Source organism: Bradyrhizobium sp. 2TAF24, assembly GCF_052115025.1.
In the GTDB taxonomy this organism is placed as follows: Bacteria; Pseudomonadota; Alphaproteobacteria; order Rhizobiales; family Xanthobacteraceae; genus Bradyrhizobium_A.
Genome location: NZ_JBFRFW010000020.1, coordinates 83,706 through 97,092, shown reverse-complemented (window position 1 = coordinate 97,092; position 13,387 = coordinate 83,706). Strand labels below are relative to the sequence as shown.

At 66.9% G+C, this 13,387-nt stretch carries 19 protein-coding genes; 5 read left to right on the top strand and 14 right to left on the bottom strand.

Features of this window, described 5'->3' with window-relative positions; translation table 11 throughout:
* The first annotated feature begins 1 nt into the window (after nucleotide 1).
* The 3 genes from AB4Z37_RS26945 (at nucleotide 2) to AB4Z37_RS26935 (ending at nucleotide 2,717) form a co-directional block, all read left to right on the top strand.
* The gene (locus AB4Z37_RS26945) at nucleotides 2-1,549 is read left to right on the top strand and encodes an FAD-binding oxidoreductase (RefSeq protein ID WP_441519783.1); all 1,548 of its coding nucleotides are present in this window, start codon (nucleotides 2-4) and stop codon (nucleotides 1,547-1,549) included.
* 8 nt (nucleotides 1,550-1,557) lie between these two features.
* Nucleotides 1,558-2,145 carry a glycerol-3-phosphate responsive antiterminator gene (locus tag AB4Z37_RS26940; protein WP_441519782.1) on the top strand — a complete coding sequence of 196 codons (588 nt, stop codon included), beginning with the start codon at nucleotides 1,558-1,560 and terminating at the stop codon, nucleotides 2,143-2,145.
* 143 nt (nucleotides 2,146-2,288) lie between these two features.
* Entirely contained in the window at nucleotides 2,289-2,717 is a 429-nt protein-coding gene (locus tag AB4Z37_RS26935) for a hypothetical protein (RefSeq protein WP_441519781.1), read from the top strand.
* A 54-nt stretch (nucleotides 2,718-2,771) separates the two neighbouring features.
* Here the strand turns inward: AB4Z37_RS26935 and AB4Z37_RS26930 are convergent, their stop codons facing one another.
* The 10 genes from AB4Z37_RS26930 to AB4Z37_RS26885 all read right to left on the bottom strand — a co-directional run bounded on the left by AB4Z37_RS26930 (nucleotide 2,772) and on the right by AB4Z37_RS26885 (nucleotide 8,545).
* Complete coding sequence (locus AB4Z37_RS26930) at nucleotides 2,772-3,977, bottom strand: multidrug effflux MFS transporter (RefSeq protein ID WP_441519780.1); 1,206 nt, start codon at nucleotides 3,975-3,977, stop codon at nucleotides 2,772-2,774.
* Nucleotides 3,978-4,018: 41 nt separating this feature from the next.
* Nucleotides 4,019-4,492 (bottom strand): SRPBCC family protein, encoded by a 474-nt coding sequence (locus tag AB4Z37_RS26925; RefSeq protein WP_441519779.1) that lies wholly within the window; start codon nucleotides 4,490-4,492, stop codon nucleotides 4,019-4,021.
* Entirely contained in the window at nucleotides 4,489-4,968 is a 480-nt protein-coding gene (locus AB4Z37_RS26920; protein ID WP_441519778.1) for an SRPBCC domain-containing protein, read from the bottom strand. The genes AB4Z37_RS26925 and AB4Z37_RS26920 overlap by 4 nt, the downstream gene beginning before the upstream one ends.
* Nucleotides 4,969-5,049: 81 nt before the next feature.
* Nucleotides 5,050-5,580 carry a VOC family protein gene (locus tag AB4Z37_RS26915; protein ID WP_441519777.1) on the bottom strand — a complete coding sequence of 177 codons (531 nt, stop codon included), beginning with the start codon at nucleotides 5,578-5,580 and terminating at the stop codon, nucleotides 5,050-5,052.
* A gap of 11 nt (nucleotides 5,581-5,591) precedes the next feature.
* Complete coding sequence (locus AB4Z37_RS26910) at nucleotides 5,592-6,122, bottom strand: SRPBCC family protein (protein ID WP_441519776.1); 531 nt, start codon at nucleotides 6,120-6,122, stop codon at nucleotides 5,592-5,594.
* 26 nt (nucleotides 6,123-6,148) lie between these two features.
* The gene (locus tag AB4Z37_RS26905; RefSeq protein WP_441519775.1) at nucleotides 6,149-6,556 is read right to left on the bottom strand and encodes a DoxX family protein; all 408 of its coding nucleotides are present in this window, start codon (nucleotides 6,554-6,556) and stop codon (nucleotides 6,149-6,151) included.
* 66 nt (nucleotides 6,557-6,622) lie between these two features.
* On the bottom strand, nucleotides 6,623-7,141 hold the full coding sequence (locus AB4Z37_RS26900) for an SRPBCC family protein (RefSeq protein WP_441519774.1): 519 nt from the start codon (nucleotides 7,139-7,141) through the stop codon (nucleotides 6,623-6,625).
* A 36-nt stretch (nucleotides 7,142-7,177) separates the two neighbouring features.
* Nucleotides 7,178-7,609 carry a VOC family protein gene (locus AB4Z37_RS26895; protein WP_441519773.1) on the bottom strand — a complete coding sequence of 144 codons (432 nt, stop codon included), beginning with the start codon at nucleotides 7,607-7,609 and terminating at the stop codon, nucleotides 7,178-7,180.
* 83 nt (nucleotides 7,610-7,692) lie between these two features.
* Entirely contained in the window at nucleotides 7,693-8,214 is a 522-nt protein-coding gene (locus tag AB4Z37_RS26890; protein ID WP_441519772.1) for an SRPBCC family protein, read from the bottom strand.
* Nucleotides 8,198-8,545 carry a metalloregulator ArsR/SmtB family transcription factor gene (locus AB4Z37_RS26885; protein ID WP_441519771.1) on the bottom strand — a complete coding sequence of 116 codons (348 nt, stop codon included), beginning with the start codon at nucleotides 8,543-8,545 and terminating at the stop codon, nucleotides 8,198-8,200. The genes AB4Z37_RS26890 and AB4Z37_RS26885 overlap by 17 nt, the downstream gene beginning before the upstream one ends.
* A gap of 193 nt (nucleotides 8,546-8,738) precedes the next feature.
* On the opposite strand from AB4Z37_RS26885, the gene AB4Z37_RS26880 reads away from it, so the two are divergent.
* Nucleotides 8,739-9,188 carry a phage tail protein gene (locus AB4Z37_RS26880; protein WP_441519770.1) on the top strand — a complete coding sequence of 150 codons (450 nt, stop codon included), beginning with the start codon at nucleotides 8,739-8,741 and terminating at the stop codon, nucleotides 9,186-9,188.
* Between the two features lie 47 nt (nucleotides 9,189-9,235).
* Here the strand turns inward: AB4Z37_RS26880 and AB4Z37_RS26875 are convergent, their stop codons facing one another.
* The gene (locus tag AB4Z37_RS26875; RefSeq protein ID WP_441519769.1) at nucleotides 9,236-9,877 is read right to left on the bottom strand and encodes a DNA-3-methyladenine glycosylase I; all 642 of its coding nucleotides are present in this window, start codon (nucleotides 9,875-9,877) and stop codon (nucleotides 9,236-9,238) included.
* The gene (ygfZ, locus tag AB4Z37_RS26870) at nucleotides 9,874-10,755 is read right to left on the bottom strand and encodes a CAF17-like 4Fe-4S cluster assembly/insertion protein YgfZ (RefSeq protein WP_441519768.1); all 882 of its coding nucleotides are present in this window, start codon (nucleotides 10,753-10,755) and stop codon (nucleotides 9,874-9,876) included. The genes AB4Z37_RS26875 and ygfZ overlap by 4 nt, the downstream gene beginning before the upstream one ends.
* Before the next feature lie 186 nt (nucleotides 10,756-10,941).
* On the opposite strand from ygfZ, the gene AB4Z37_RS26865 reads away from it, so the two are divergent.
* A complete protein-coding gene (locus tag AB4Z37_RS26865; RefSeq protein WP_441519767.1) occupies nucleotides 10,942-12,276 on the top strand; it encodes a dihydroorotase in 1,335 nt (444 codons plus the stop codon).
* Nucleotides 12,277-12,541: 265 nt separating this feature from the next.
* Here the strand turns inward: AB4Z37_RS26865 and AB4Z37_RS26860 are convergent, their stop codons facing one another.
* Nucleotides 12,542-12,808, bottom strand: coding sequence for a hypothetical protein (locus AB4Z37_RS26860; RefSeq protein ID WP_441519766.1), 267 nt, complete (start codon nucleotides 12,806-12,808; stop codon nucleotides 12,542-12,544).
* Nucleotides 12,809-12,969: 161 nt separating this feature from the next.
* Nucleotides 12,970-13,350, bottom strand: coding sequence for a TIGR02301 family protein (locus AB4Z37_RS26855; RefSeq protein ID WP_441519765.1), 381 nt, complete (start codon nucleotides 13,348-13,350; stop codon nucleotides 12,970-12,972).
* Nucleotides 13,351-13,387 lie beyond the last annotated feature (37 nt).

Genomic DNA, 13,387 nt, shown 5'->3' with positions numbered 1-13,387 from the left:
TATGCTGAGCAAAGAGGCCATCCGCCGCGGCTACAACCGCGGCAAGTACGTCGTCGGGGCGCACACGCCGCCGGGCTGGGTCGCGCGGGTGAAGGAGGGCGGCACCGAGGCCGGCCTGCAGCGCGCGCCGATCGCAGTGGGCGACGACGTCGTCGCGGCGCTGCGCAAGGCGTCCGACGAGGTGCTGACCGCGACCGCCGATGTCGTCGGCTGGACGCGCGACTGGTGGGCCGGCTCGATGATCACCGAGACCGCCGGCAAGCCGGCGACGCCGAATGCGGTGGTGGTCAAGGTGTCAACGGTGGCGCAGGTGCAGGAGGTGATGCGCATCGCCGACCGCGCGTCGCTGCCGGTCACGGTTTCGGCCGGCCGCAGCAACGTCACCGGTGCCGCGCTGCCGCTGCGTGGCGGCATCGTGCTTGACCTCTGCCAGCTCAACGGGCTGGTCGATTTCGACAAGGACAGCCAGATCGTCGATGTCGAGGCCGGCCTGTTCGGCGACATCTTCGAAGAGACGATCCAGCGCGACTACGGCATGACCATGGGCCACTGGCCGTCGTCGTTTGCCATCAGCACGGTCGGCGGCTGGATCGCCTGCCGTGGCGCCGGCCAGCTCTCGACCCGCTACGGCAAGATCGAGGATATGGTGGTCGGCCTCGACGTCGTGCTGGCCGACGGCCGCCTCGTCACCGTCGGCGGCCATGCCCGCGCGGCGCAGGGCTCCGACCTGGCGCAGCTGTTCATCGGCTCGGAGGGTACGCTCGGCGTCATCGTGCGGGCGCGGCTGCGCCTGCACCGCCTGCCGGACTACGGCCGCGCCATCGCCTATGGCTTCAAGACCTTCGCCATTGGCCTCGAGGCTTGCCGCCAGATCATGCAGCGCGGCGCCAACCCGGCGGCGCTGCGGCTCTATGACGCGCTGGAGAGCGGCGTGCAGTTCGGCCTGCCGAACAGCAACGTGCTGCTGATCGCCGACGAGGGCCCGAAGGAGATGGTCGACGCGGTGATGGCCATCAGCGAGAAGGCCTGCGCCGAGCTCGGCGACAAGCTCGACGACGCCGCCATTCTGGAGCGCTGGCTCGATACCCGCTATCTCACCGGCAAGAGCGCGGAAGGTTTTACGCCGAGCCCGGGCTTCGTCTCCGACACGCTGGAAATGACAGGCTGCTGGCGTGACCTGCCGGCAATCTACGACGAGGTCGTGGCGGCGATCAACGCGGTGCCGGGCACGCTCGCCGGCTCCGCCCATCAGTCCCACGCCTATGTCGACGGTGCCTGCCTGTACTTCTCGCTGCGTGGCGAGGTCGCCGTCGACAAGCGCGCCGCCTGGTACAAGGCGGCCTGGGATGCGGCCAATGCGGTGCTCATCAAGTACAACGCGGCGCTCAGCCACCACCACGGTGTCGGCCTGCTGCGGGCACCTTATATGGCTGATGCGCTGGGGTCCGCATTTCCGCTGCTGGAGACCGTGAAGCGGGCGCTGGATCCCAAGAACATCCTCAATCCCGGCAAGCTCGGATTGAGTGACAAGACGGAGCCCTCACGCTAAGGAGCGGTATGGATAAATCCCTGGCTGCGCGCCTCGCGCGGCATCCCGTGATTGCGACGCTGTATGGCGCCGACCTGATCGATGATTTCATCGGCAGTGCGGCGGAAATCTCGATCGTCGCCAATTTCGAGCTGCGCAGGCTGCAGTCTGTGATCCAGACGCTCACCGCCGCCAAGAAGTATCCGATCGTCAACATCGACAGCTGCGACGGCCTCTCCCAGGACAAGGGAGGGGTCGACTACCTCGCCGAGATCGGCGCCAAGGGGCTGGTCTCGACAAGGGTCGCGACCGTGCAGCGCGCCAAGCGGGCCGGGCTCGTCGCGGTGCAGAAGGTGTTCGTCACCGACCGCTCGACCTTCCCGCGCAGCGTCGCCGCGCTCGAGCAGAGCGAGCCGCATCTCGTGCAGCTGATGCCGGCGCCGATGCTGCCGCATATCCCGGCGCCGTCACGCAAGGCGATGCCGCCGATCATCGCTTCCGGCTTCGTCTGCGACCGCGCCGGCGTCGTCGCCGCGGTCAAGGCCGGCGCCGTCGCCGTCTCGACCTCCGACAAGGGGCTGTGGAAGCTCAGCGCCCAGGCGCTGCGCGGCGGCTAGCAGAGCCGACCGACGCTCCTGACGCGACGATCCCAGCTTTGATCAGGGGCAAAACCGGCACCGGGACAGGTGCGGCAGCCATTGCGCACGCGCGGCGGCGGCGCGAAAATCGCAACCGTTTTCATCAATGTCGAGAGGCTGCGATGCCTGCCACTGCTGCGTCACGACGGCGAACCCGCGCGTTTGCACGGGTCGTCGGCCCCTTTCTTGCCATCATCGCCGGCCTGGTCGCGGTCCGTGCGTCCGAGATGGATGTGCTGCTGGCGGCATTCTTCGCCAATGCGGCACTGGCGTGGGTCACGGGCGCGATCGTTCTGCTCTTCGGGATCTTTATCATCGCCAACCACCAGGTCTGGTCAAGCGCGGCGGCCGTGGTGATCTCGCTGCTCGGCTGGGTGCTGCTGCTGCGCGGTCTTGCGCTGCTGGTAGCGCCGCAGGTGATAGCCGAGGTCGGCGCCTCGGCGGTAGAGGCCACGCCCTGGGTACGCCTCGGGGCCGGCATCATGGCCGCGGTCGGGCTGTGGCTGAGCTATGTGGGCTGGATCGCGGGGACCCGCAGGATGCGGATCTGAAACCAAGCGCCGGTACGGGACCGGCGCTTGCTGATCTGCTCAGGGAATCGGTCGTTATTCGGCCGGCTGCGGTTCGAAGATCGCGCTGCGCCGCAGCGTGACGATGCTCAGCACCAGTGCGGCGATGGCGCACAGCGCGATGATGGCGATCATCGGGCGGGGCGTACCGTCGAACACCTGGGAGAGGATTACGATCATGATCCCGCCGGCCACCATCTGCAGCGTGCCGCCGAGTGCCGACGCCATGCCGGCGATCGGGCCATGCTCCTCCAGCGCCAGCACCATGGTGGCGGGGATGACGAGGCCCATGGCGGCGAAGCCGAGGAACAGCAAAGCCATCATCACCGGCAAGCTGTCGACGCCGCCGAGATTGAGGCCGAGCAGCGCCGTGGTGAACAGGGCGTAGGCCGAGGTCGCGGCGATCACCACGCGACCCATGCCGAAGCGCTGGCCGAGCTGGGCGGCGAACTGCGACGCACCGATGAAGCCGATGGCGTTGACCGAGAACGCCAGGCTGAAGCCGGTCGGAGTCAGACCATAATGCTCGATGTAGACGAACGACGAACCGGCGAGGAAGGTGAAGAAGCTGGCCATGCCGAAGCCGCCGATGAAGGTCAGGCCGAGGAAATTCAAGTGGCGCATCAGGTAGCCGAAGCTGCCGAGCACACTGCGCACGCCGACCTCGACCCGTTCGCTGGCGGGGCGGGTTTCCGGCAGGGCCAGCGCAGTCAGCACGAACGCCACGACGGCCGCGATCGACGCCGCCCAGAACACCGTGCGCCAGCCGAAGGTGACGATCAGGGCGCTGCCACCGAGCGGCGCGAGGATTGGCGACACGCTGATCACCAGCATCACGAGCGCCATCAGCTTGGTCGCCTCGATGCCGGTGTGGAGGTCGCGGATCACGGCGCGCGGGATCACCATCACCGACGCGGCGCCGATGCCCTGCACGAAGCGGAAGGCGATGAGCCAGCCGACGTCGGGCGCGAACGCGCAGCCGATCGAGCCGATCACGAACAGGACGAGGCCGACATAGAGCGGCGGCTTGCGGCCGGCCATGTCCGAGACCGGACCGTAGACCAGCTGGCAGATGCCGAAGGCGATGAAGAACGACATCAGCGTCATCTGCGTCGCAGCGGTCGAGGCATGCAGGTCGGCGGCGATGGTCGGCAGCGCCGGCAGGTACATGTCGATGGCGAACGGCCCGACGCATGACAACAGGCCGAGCACGACGGCGTTCTTGGTGTAGGACGAAAACATGAAACGGACTTCCAGTGAGACCTTGTGGACCAGCGGCCCGGTCAGGGCGCCGTCATGAACCGCGCGAGACGATCGATGGTCTGCGTCCAGCCTGGCTCCATGCCGTCGAGCATGTGGCGGGCGTGGGCGACAAGGGCGGTCGCGCGACTGTGGATGACGAGCTGGGTTCCGCCTTGATCGTCGGCGAACGTGACCAATGTGTGGCCGTCGAGCGCGACACGGCCGTCCGCGTCGAATGCCTGGAAAGTGTAACCAAGACGCGACGGTGGGACGACGTCGCTATAGGTGCCCCGCATGGCATACTCAACGCCGTCGGGGCCACGCATCACAATGTGCAGGGCGCCGCCTTGCTGGGCATCGATGGCGCACACCGGCGTGGTGAAGCCGTTCGGTCCCCACCATTTCATCAGATGTTCGGCTTCCGTCCAGGCGCGCCACACGCGGGCGCGGGGCGCCGCGATAAAACGGCTCAACGTTACCTCGGCGACGTCGTTGCGGCCGGTCGACGGGGTCATCGGTCGCGCTCCCGTCGGGCCAGATGCTCGGCGAGGCGATCGAAGGCGCTACCCCAGCCTTCGGTATGGCCGTCGCGTTCGCCGACCGACAGGAACGGCGCGTGATGAAAGACCATTTTCGTCCGCTCGCCGTCCTCAGTGAAGGTGATGGTGACCAGCGTCTCCTGGCCGCGCTCGCCGTCCTCCTCCCAGGCGAGGGTGAACACCAGCTTCTCCGGCGGCATCACCTCGCGGAAGGTGCCGTGGTGCCACAGCTCGCGCCCGTCGTCGACGCCGCGCAGGCAGTGGCGCCATTTGCCGCCGGGGCGAACGTCCATCTCCATGTGGACGGCGGGATGGTGCCGCGGTCCCCACCAGTTCACCGCGTGGCGAGCCTCGGTCCACATCCGGTACACGAGATCGCGCGGCGCATCGAACACGCGGATGATCAGCAGCTCGTCGTGGTGCAATGATTTGATGTCCGGAGCGATGGTCATGAGGACGGTCCGTGATGGGGATGGGAATGGGGAGTGGCAAAGACGGCTGGCGCACGAGCGCCAGCCGTCTGGAGAGCGACGTCAGGCCGCCTTCTCGCAGTTGATCATCCAGGGCGTGCCGAACTGGTCGGTCACCATGCCGAAGCGTTCGGCCCAGAAGGTCTTCTCGATCGGCATGGTCACCGTGCCGTTCTCGGACAGCGCCTTGAACACCCGCTCGGCCTCGGCCGGGGTATCGACATCGAGCGTCACCGAGAAGCCCTGCATTTGCCGGTGGCGTCCCGGCGGGGCATCGGAGGCCATCAGGAAGCGATCACCGAGCTTGAGGCGGGCATGCATCACCTTGTTGGCCCAGTCCGGCGGCACGTGGCCCTCGGCCGGGCTGCCGGCGTGCGGCATCATCATCTCGATCTTGGCGCCAAGCGCCTTCTCGTAGAACTTGAATGCGGCTTCGCAGTTGCCGGGAAAGAACAGATAGGGCGTGACGTTCATGGCATCCTCCTTGGGGACGATCTTGAATCCGGAGAACGAGAACACGACGGCGTAACGCTGGGACGGCGCCGGTCCCTGCGGCATTGGCGTCGCAAGCTTGCGCGGGGCTGGTGACGGCATTGTGTCCTTCGCTATCGCTCGCAGACGGCTTTCAGGTTGGCGAGGCCGGCCTCGAAATCCCGGCCGATCATGCGGTCCATGTTGATGAGCAGGTGCATGATCTTGCCGATATAGGGAACCGGACCGTGCATCGCCCAGGTCACGGTGGTGGTCTCGCCGCGCGGCTCGAAGCTGAACTCGGCGACGTTGTGGCCTTCGAACGGCTTGATGAAATCGAGCTTGATCGCAACTTTCGCCAGCGAGGCGTCGAGGATTTCCATCCGTCCGGTGCCGACATTCTTGTCACCGTCCCAGGCGTAGATCGCGCCCTTGCCGCTCGCCGCGCCACTGAAGGTGCGCTGCATGCCGGGGTCCTTGGCCTCGTAGGGCGACCATTGCGGCCACTGATGGAAGTCGTTGATCAGCGGCTGGATTTTATCCGGTGGCGCCTGGATGCTGGCGGTGCGGCTGATCGCGAAGGTGTTGGGCCGCGTCGCGGCATAGATCAGGAATAGCACGAGCACGACGGCGACGGTTGTGGCGATGATGGCGAGGGTGGTCATGACAGGCACCTTTGCGGGTGAAGCGATCAGCGTCGGATCGGGAACAGCAGGCGGAGTTGCGGGTCGCGCAGGTAGAGCCCGCTCCACATCATGACGCCGAGATAGACGCCGAACAGCGTGTGGGTGAGCAGCGGGCTGCCATTGAGCACATGGACGTAGATGGCGCCGCCGAGATAACCGGTCATCAGCACTGCGCCGAGCACCGACGTCAGCGGAATGGCATAGAGCACGGTGCACAGCAGCGTCAGCACGCCGAGCGTGCGGCTGAGATCGGTCGGGATGCCGAGCTGGCGCGAGGTCTCGGTTACCACGTCGAGCGGAATCAGCTTGATGGTGGCGTCGAACAGCAGAAACACGATGACAAGGCCGGAGAGCACGCGGCCGGTCCACAGCAGCGCGCCGGATGGAGATGAGGTCGTCGCAATCGTCGACATGGTAAGGCCTTTGCAAGGTGACGAGGAAAGGGAATGGCCGGAGCCTTGCCAGGCTCCAGCCGGCTGTCAGTCGTGAGCGAGATAGGCGGCGAGCCGATCGAAGATGCCGTTGGAGCCCTCGGTCATCGAGCCGCGCATGGTCCTGAACGTCTCACGCTCCGCGTCGGTCGGATCGATCGGGCGGCTGCGCAGATCGAGACGGGTGCGGCCGTCCTGCTCGGTCAGCGTCAGCACGTTGTGGATCTCGAGCGGCCAGTTCTCGCTGAACGGCGAACGCGCGGCTTGGCCTTGCGCGTTGGAGAAGCCGTGCGTGTACACCAGGCGTTCAGGTGCGACGATGTCGTGATAGACGAACCGCCCCCACATCCGCGCGCCCTGATCGAAGTCCATGGCGTAGACGAACAGGCCGCCGGGGCGGAAATCGAGGGACTCGACATGCAGCTTGCAGCCCTCCGGTCCCCACCACTGCACCATCCGCTCGACCTCGGCCCGGGCCCTCCACACCACTGCGCGCGGCGCATCGAAGGTGCGGCTGATGGTGAAATCCTCGCCGGTCTGCGGCGTTTGCGAGAGATTGACGGACATGGTCGTGATCCTGTGACGGCGATGATGTCGTCGCGATCAGCGCGGCGGTGCCGACAGCATATGGGCAAAGCTCCAGGCATGGCCGAACGGGTCGATCACCTGGCCGAAGCGTGCGCCCCAGAACGCGTCGAACGGCGCGGTGAGGACGGTGCCGCCGGCGTCGGCCGCACGCTTGACGGCCTCGTCGCAATTGGGGACCTCGAGATGGATCGCCACCGAGGTTCCGCCGAGCTTCGCCGGGGAGACGATCTTGTCGCCGCCGGGGCAGTTGGGCAGGTCGCTGAAGTCGTCGACCACGAAGATGCGCATGCCGAGGATCGACAGTTCGACATGGATCAGGCGTTTGCCGTCCTCGGCGGGCACGCGCATTGTTTCGGTGGCGCCGAGCGCTTTCTTGTAGAACGCGACGGCGTCGGCCGCGCCGCGGATGACGAGATGAGGCGTAACGGCCTGAACGGGTGCAGTCATGGTCAACTCCATGGAAGGGGCGGTGATGATGAGACGAGGCTGAGCGGTCGCGGGAGCGAACGGTGCCCGCGGCCTTAAAACAGTCAGTTCGGGGGGAGCAGCAACTGCTCGATGCGGTCGAGCGCCGCGGACACGCCACCTTCGATGCCGCCCGCCACATGGGCGTCACGGTCTTCGCGGGTGGCATGGGTGATCAGGCAGGCATAGCGGGTGCGGCCGCCTGCCTCCGTGAAAGTCACGGTGACGATGGCTTCCTTGTCGGCATGCATTGGCACGTCGTAGATCTGGGTGTGGACCAGCCGCTCGGGGCGGACGATCTCGCGATAGACGCCGGTGATCGGATGCCGTGTGCCGTCGGCGCCGCGCATCTCGAAGCGGAAGCGGCCGCCGACACGCAGGTCGATCTCGCACACCATCGTCTCGAAGTCGGCGCAGCCCCACCAGCGCCGCACATGCGCGGCGTCGGTCATCGCCGCCCACACCAGCTCGCGCGGTGCGGCGAAGCTGCGGGTGATCAGGATCTCGCGCTCCGAGGGCAGCGTCAGTGCGAAGTCGCTGCGTTCGCCCGCGCGGCTCGAAAGCGCCTTGTCAGGTCTTGCGTCCACCTTCGTCCTCCCTGGCCTGCAGCTCGCGCAGGTAGTCGTCGAGGCGATCGAGGCTCTGCTCCCAGAAACGGCGGTAGTGCGCCAGCCAGTCGTTGACCTCGCGCAGCGGCCCGGCCTCGAGCCGGCAGGGGCGCCACTGTGCCTCGCGGCCGCGGGCGATCAGGCCGGCACGCTCCAGCACCTTGAGATGCTTGGAAATGGCGGGCTGGCTGATCTTGAAGGGTTCGGCCAGTTCCGTGACCGTCGTCTCGCCGAGCGCCAGCCGCGCCAGGATGGCCCGGCGGGTGGGATCGGCAAGGGCGGACAGGGTCGCGGAGAGGCGGTCGGTCATTTTATAGAACCATATGGTTATATAACCTTCAGGTTCTATAGAGGCGATGACGAAGGCCGTCAAGCGGCGACCGGAGTAATTGCGAGAGAAGTTCCGCTCTTGCGCGCTGTGATTGGCGGTGGCTGCGCGGGGCTTCGACTAGGGTAGGCCGCCCAATCGATTAGGGTGCGCTTTATTTTAAAAGGAGTTTTTGATGAGTATTGATGACGATCTGATCGGAACCATCGTTTTTTCTGCCGGCATCCACACCCCACCGAACTGGCTGGCCTGCGACGGCAAGCCCTATCTGCGGAGCGATTTTCCCAAACTGTTCGCGGCCATCAGCACGCTGTATGGCGCCGGGGAGCCCGAGGACAAGACGTTTCGTGTTCCCGATATGAGGGGGCGGACCGCCGTCGCGGTTGGCGGCACCGATGATCTCAACCATGGTCTTGCGACGCCGGTCGGCAAGGCGACGTCGTTAGCGACTGCGACCACCAGCGGGGCGTCCAGCACCCAGCGCATGCATGGGAGCTCCGCCGGGGATCTCGAAGCGGGGGACGCGTTCGATTACACGCCGAAGGAGCATAACCACAACGTCCAGGTCACGTCGTCGACCGTGCAGCCAAGCATGATCCTCAACTGCCTCATCAAGGCGAAGTAGGTACGCGCAAGGGCTTCAGCGCGCACCAGCCACGATCCCGTCGCCCGTCATGCGCGGGCGGCGGGTTTGCGGGGGATCTTCAGCGTCTTCGGGCGCTTGGCCTTGCCGCAGGTGGCATGGCGATGGCAGCTCGCCAGATGGTCGTTGACCATGCCGGTGGCCTGCATGAAGGCGTAGACGATGGTCGGGCCGACGAACTTGAAGCCGCGCGACGCCAGCTCCTTGGAGATGGCAACCGAGACCGGCGTCGACGCCGGCACGCTCTTGGTGGTCTTGAAGGTGTTCACCAGCGGCTTGTCACCGACGAAGCTCCACAGCAGCTTGGCGAAGCCCGGACCGTCCTCCATGATCTTGATGTAGGCCTTGGCGCCTGCGACCGTTCCCTCGATCTTGGCGCGGTTGCGCACGATGCCGGCGTCGTTCATCAGCGCTTCGACCTTCTTCGCGTCATAGCGCGCGATCTTGTAGGGGTCGAAGCCGTCGAACGCGTTGCGGAAGTTGTCGCGCTTGCGCAGGATGGTGATCCACGACAGGCCGGCCTGGAAGCCGTCGAGAATCAGCTTCTCGAACAGCGCGCGGTCGTCGTATTCCGGCACGCCCCATTCCTCGTCGTGATAGGCGACATAGAGCGGATCCTCGCCCGGCCAGGTGCAGCGCATCAGGCCGTCGGCGTGCTGCTTGCCACTCATGCCGACACCGCCTTGGTGGGCGTGCGGATATCCTCGGGAACGGCGATCCGGACTTCGGCGCCGTCGGCAGTGAGCGACAGGCCGGCGTCGAGCGCTTCGCTCACGCGGTCCGTGCGCAGCAGCGCCAGCGCCTTGCCCCCTGCGGCCGATCCCAGCGTGCCGACCGGCTTGTCGCCGGCCGTGATGCTGGTGCCGGGCGCGGGTGCGGCCTGGTCGAGCACGAGCCGCACGGTGCGGGTGCGCGCCGTGCCGCGGTGCTGCATCCGCGACACGACTTCCTGGCCGATGTAGCAGCCCTTGTCGAAGTCGACGCCGTGCAGGCGGTCCATGTTGGTCTCGTGCGGGAAGGCGTCGCCATAGGCGAAGTCGGCGCCGCCGCGCGGCACGCCGCAGGCGATGCGGTGCGCGTCATAGGCGGCGGGCGCAACCCATTCGGCGCCGATCAGTTGCGTCGCCTTCTCGGCGAGGTCGTGCGGCACCAGGATGCGCCAGCCCAGCGCCTCGAGGCGCGGATCGGGGAAGGCGAGGTCGGGCGGTGTCGCGGGCGCACCGTCCCACACCGCGAGCACGCCGAGACCGCCGGAGAGGTTGTCCACCGTGACCTTGGCGCGCAGCTTGTAGAAGCCGAGCTTGGTGGCGAGCGCATCCGCGAGCGGCAGCGGGCAGTCGAGCAGGAAGCCGCCGCCATGACCGGCGGGCGCCTCGGTGATGAGGAAATCGGCCACGATCTTGCCCTGCGGCGTCAGCAACGCTCCGAAGCGCGCGACGCCTGGGCGCACCTGATCGATGTCCGAGGTGACGAGATTGTTGAGGAAACTGCGTGCGTCGTCGCCGCTGACCTTGATCACCCCGCGATCGGGGAGAAACGCTGATTTCATGAGGTTTCCGTGCGAAATTCGCTTGCCAGATGGTGGTGTGGAACGTAAGTCGCCGAACGGCGCGCGACAAGGCCCGCCGGGCGGCAGGGCTGCCTGGAACTGCTCTTATCCGCGAGCCGATGGACAGGACACCCGTTTTCCGTCCGCCCCGGCGTCATGCCCGGCTTTTCCCACCCGCGAGGACCGATGACCAGGACTTACGACCTCCTTCTCAAGAACGGCACCGTCGTCAACCAGGACGGCGCGGGCGTGCGCGACGTCGCGGTGACGAACGGCCGCATCGCCGCCATCGGCAGCTTCGACGCCGCGCAGGCTGGCGAAACCGTCGACTGCACCGGCCTGCACATCCTGCCGGGCGTGATGGACACTCAGGTGCACTTCCGCGAGCCGGGCCTCACCCACAAGGAAGACCTCGAGACCGGCTCGCGCGCCGCGGTGCTCGGCGGCGTCACCGCCGTGTTCGAGATGCCGAACACCAATCCGCTGACCGTGACCGAGGAGGCGTTCACCGCCAAGGTCGCCGCCGGCCATCATCGCATGCACTGCGACTTCGCCTTCTTCATCGGCGGCACGCGTGACAATGTCGCCGATCTGCCCGAGCTGGAGCGCGCGCCGGGCTGCGCCGGCGTCAAGGTGTTCATCGGTTCGTCGACCGGCAGTCTGCTGGTGGAAGACGACGAGAGCCTGCGCCGCATCTTCAAGGTCATCCGCCGCCGCGCCGCGTTCCATGCGGAGGACGAGTATCGCCTCAACGAGCGCAAGGGCCTGCGCATCGAGGGCGATGCGCGCTCGCATCCGGTGTGGCGCGACGAGATCGCCGCGCTGCAGGCGACCCAGCGCCTCGTGGCGCTGGCGCGCGAAGCGGGCAAGCGCATCCATGTGCTGCACATCTCGACCAAGGAAGAAATCCTCTTCCTGCGTGACCACAAGGATGTTGCCTCGGCCGAGGCGACGCCGCATCACCTGACGCTGGCCGCGCCCGAGTGCTACGAGCGGCTCGGCACGCTGGCGCAGATGAACCCGCCGGTGCGCGACGCCAGCCACCGCGACGTCATCTGGTACGGCATCGAGCAGGGCATCATCGACGTGCTCGGCTCCGACCACGCGCCGCACACCCTTGAGGAAAAGAACAAGACCTATCCCGCGTCGCCCTCGGGCATGACCGGCGTGCAGACGCTGGTGCCGATCATGCTGGACCACGTCAACGCCGGACGGCTGTCCCTCGCGCGCTTCGTCGATCTCACCAGCGCGGGTCCGGCACGGCTCTACAACATCGCCTGCAAGGGGCGCATCGCGGCCGGCTACGACGCCGACTTCACGATCGTCGACCTCAAGCGCAGCGAGACCATCACCAACCGCTGGATCGCCTCGCGCGCCGGCTGGACGCCCTATGACGGCGTGCGCGTTACCGGCTGGCCGGTCGGCACCTTCGTGCGCGGCCGCCGCGTGATGTGGGACGGCGAGGTGACGACGCCGTCGCAAGGCGAGGCGGTGCGCTTCCTGGAGACGCTGAAGCCGTAGGGCGGCCCCCTGCGGTGCGGCGGCGTTTCCGGCCGCCGTGCAGGCGGTCGATGCCTTCGTCGCAGCATGCGGGCGCTCGCGGCCGATTGCGGGCGTCTCGAATGATGAGGCGCGGATCGCCGCCGCGCCGTGGCGTCATGGTTCGAGACGACGCTGACGCGTCTCCTCACCATGAGGCAGGAGGCCGGAGGGAACGCGCCTTTCGAACGGCTTGTCGTTCCGAGACGGCCGTTTGCTTCGGCGAGCGCCGTCGGAAGCTGCCGACCTACTGCCGCGCGCCGATGATGGAGAACTCGCCGTTGCGGATGCGGCCGGGCAGGCCCTCGACGAACTTGGCCACCGCATCCTCGCCATAGGTGCTGACCAGCTCGGCGAAAGCGGCGAACAGGCTGGCCTGCGCCAGGCAGTCGCCGTCGATGCCGTCGTGCCGTGCTTCCGCCCAGGCTTCGTTGAGGTAGCTGAGTGCAGCCTGCTTCTGCTCATGGTCGGGCAGCGGGTCGCGGGCAGTCGTGAAAGACGGCAAATGGCTCATGGAATAAAACAACCTGCGTGGCACGCTCCCCGGTGGAGCGCGTCGGCTATGCCCAAAGCTTTAGCACGGGCCGCAGGAAGGCCTAGGTGAGTTCTTTAGGAAAGGTTAATGGCCGTGCTCGGGGATGTTGGTTCCGGAACCAGCCGCCGGATCGCCTGAGGCTAGTTGGCGTAGCGTGCCGTGAGGTCACGGGAAATCTTCGAGCCTTCCTCGAGATAGCGGCGGATGGCGAGCTGGGCGGCCGGGGTGCAGCTGCGGTAGGTCTGCTGGAAGCTGTGATAACCGCGGTTGAAGCTCGCGATCATGCGGGTGCGCCGCTCGCCGGACGGGGTTTCGGCGTCCGCCAGGGCCTGCATCTCGTTGCGCCACTTCATGCCTTCATTGCTGCCGCAGATCGCGCGCAGGTAGTGCAGCGTGCCGAGAATCTCGGCGAATCGTTGCAGGTCGGCGTCGAACGGGGCGGCCGCATCCTGCGCCCGCACGGCGGTCGGGCCGGCGAGGGTGAGGGCCATCAGGAGGGCGGCAGCAAGGAGCCTGGGCATGCCGGCGGGATATGCCCGTTCGGGGTGCCGGACGCAA

Excerpts from the sequence above, each read along its gene's own strand:
- AB4Z37_RS26945 (WP_441519783.1), top strand. The coding sequence starts at position 2 with ATGCTGAGCAAAGAGGCCATCCGCCGCGGCTACAACCGCGGCAAGTAC.
- AB4Z37_RS26940 (WP_441519782.1), top strand. The coding sequence starts at position 1,558 with ATGGATAAATCCCTGGCTGCGCGCCTCGCGCGGCATCCCGTGATTGCG.
- AB4Z37_RS26935 (WP_441519781.1), top strand. The coding sequence starts at position 2,289 with ATGCCTGCCACTGCTGCGTCACGACGGCGAACCCGCGCGTTTGCACGG.
- AB4Z37_RS26930 (WP_441519780.1), bottom strand. The coding sequence starts at position 3,977 with ATGTTTTCGTCCTACACCAAGAACGCCGTCGTGCTCGGCCTGTTGTCA.
- AB4Z37_RS26925 (WP_441519779.1), bottom strand. The coding sequence starts at position 4,492 with ATGACCCCGTCGACCGGCCGCAACGACGTCGCCGAGGTAACGTTGAGC.
- AB4Z37_RS26920 (WP_441519778.1), bottom strand. The coding sequence starts at position 4,968 with ATGACCATCGCTCCGGACATCAAATCATTGCACCACGACGAGCTGCTG.
- AB4Z37_RS26915 (WP_441519777.1), bottom strand. The coding sequence starts at position 5,580 with ATGCCGTCACCAGCCCCGCGCAAGCTTGCGACGCCAATGCCGCAGGGA.
- AB4Z37_RS26910 (WP_441519776.1), bottom strand. The coding sequence starts at position 6,122 with ATGACCACCCTCGCCATCATCGCCACAACCGTCGCCGTCGTGCTCGTG.
- AB4Z37_RS26905 (WP_441519775.1), bottom strand. The coding sequence starts at position 6,556 with ATGTCGACGATTGCGACGACCTCATCTCCATCCGGCGCGCTGCTGTGG.
- AB4Z37_RS26900 (WP_441519774.1), bottom strand. The coding sequence starts at position 7,141 with ATGTCCGTCAATCTCTCGCAAACGCCGCAGACCGGCGAGGATTTCACC.
- AB4Z37_RS26895 (WP_441519773.1), bottom strand. The coding sequence starts at position 7,609 with ATGACTGCACCCGTTCAGGCCGTTACGCCTCATCTCGTCATCCGCGGC.
- AB4Z37_RS26885 (WP_441519771.1), bottom strand. The coding sequence starts at position 8,545 with ATGACCGACCGCCTCTCCGCGACCCTGTCCGCCCTTGCCGATCCCACC.
- AB4Z37_RS26880 (WP_441519770.1), top strand. The coding sequence starts at position 8,739 with ATGAGTATTGATGACGATCTGATCGGAACCATCGTTTTTTCTGCCGGC.
- AB4Z37_RS26875 (WP_441519769.1), bottom strand. The coding sequence starts at position 9,877 with ATGAGTGGCAAGCAGCACGCCGACGGCCTGATGCGCTGCACCTGGCCG.
- ygfZ (WP_441519768.1), bottom strand. The coding sequence starts at position 10,755 with ATGAAATCAGCGTTTCTCCCCGATCGCGGGGTGATCAAGGTCAGCGGC.
- AB4Z37_RS26865 (WP_441519767.1), top strand. The coding sequence starts at position 10,942 with ATGACCAGGACTTACGACCTCCTTCTCAAGAACGGCACCGTCGTCAAC.
- AB4Z37_RS26860 (WP_441519766.1), bottom strand. The coding sequence starts at position 12,808 with ATGAGCCATTTGCCGTCTTTCACGACTGCCCGCGACCCGCTGCCCGAC.
- AB4Z37_RS26855 (WP_441519765.1), bottom strand. The coding sequence starts at position 13,350 with ATGCCCAGGCTCCTTGCTGCCGCCCTCCTGATGGCCCTCACCCTCGCC.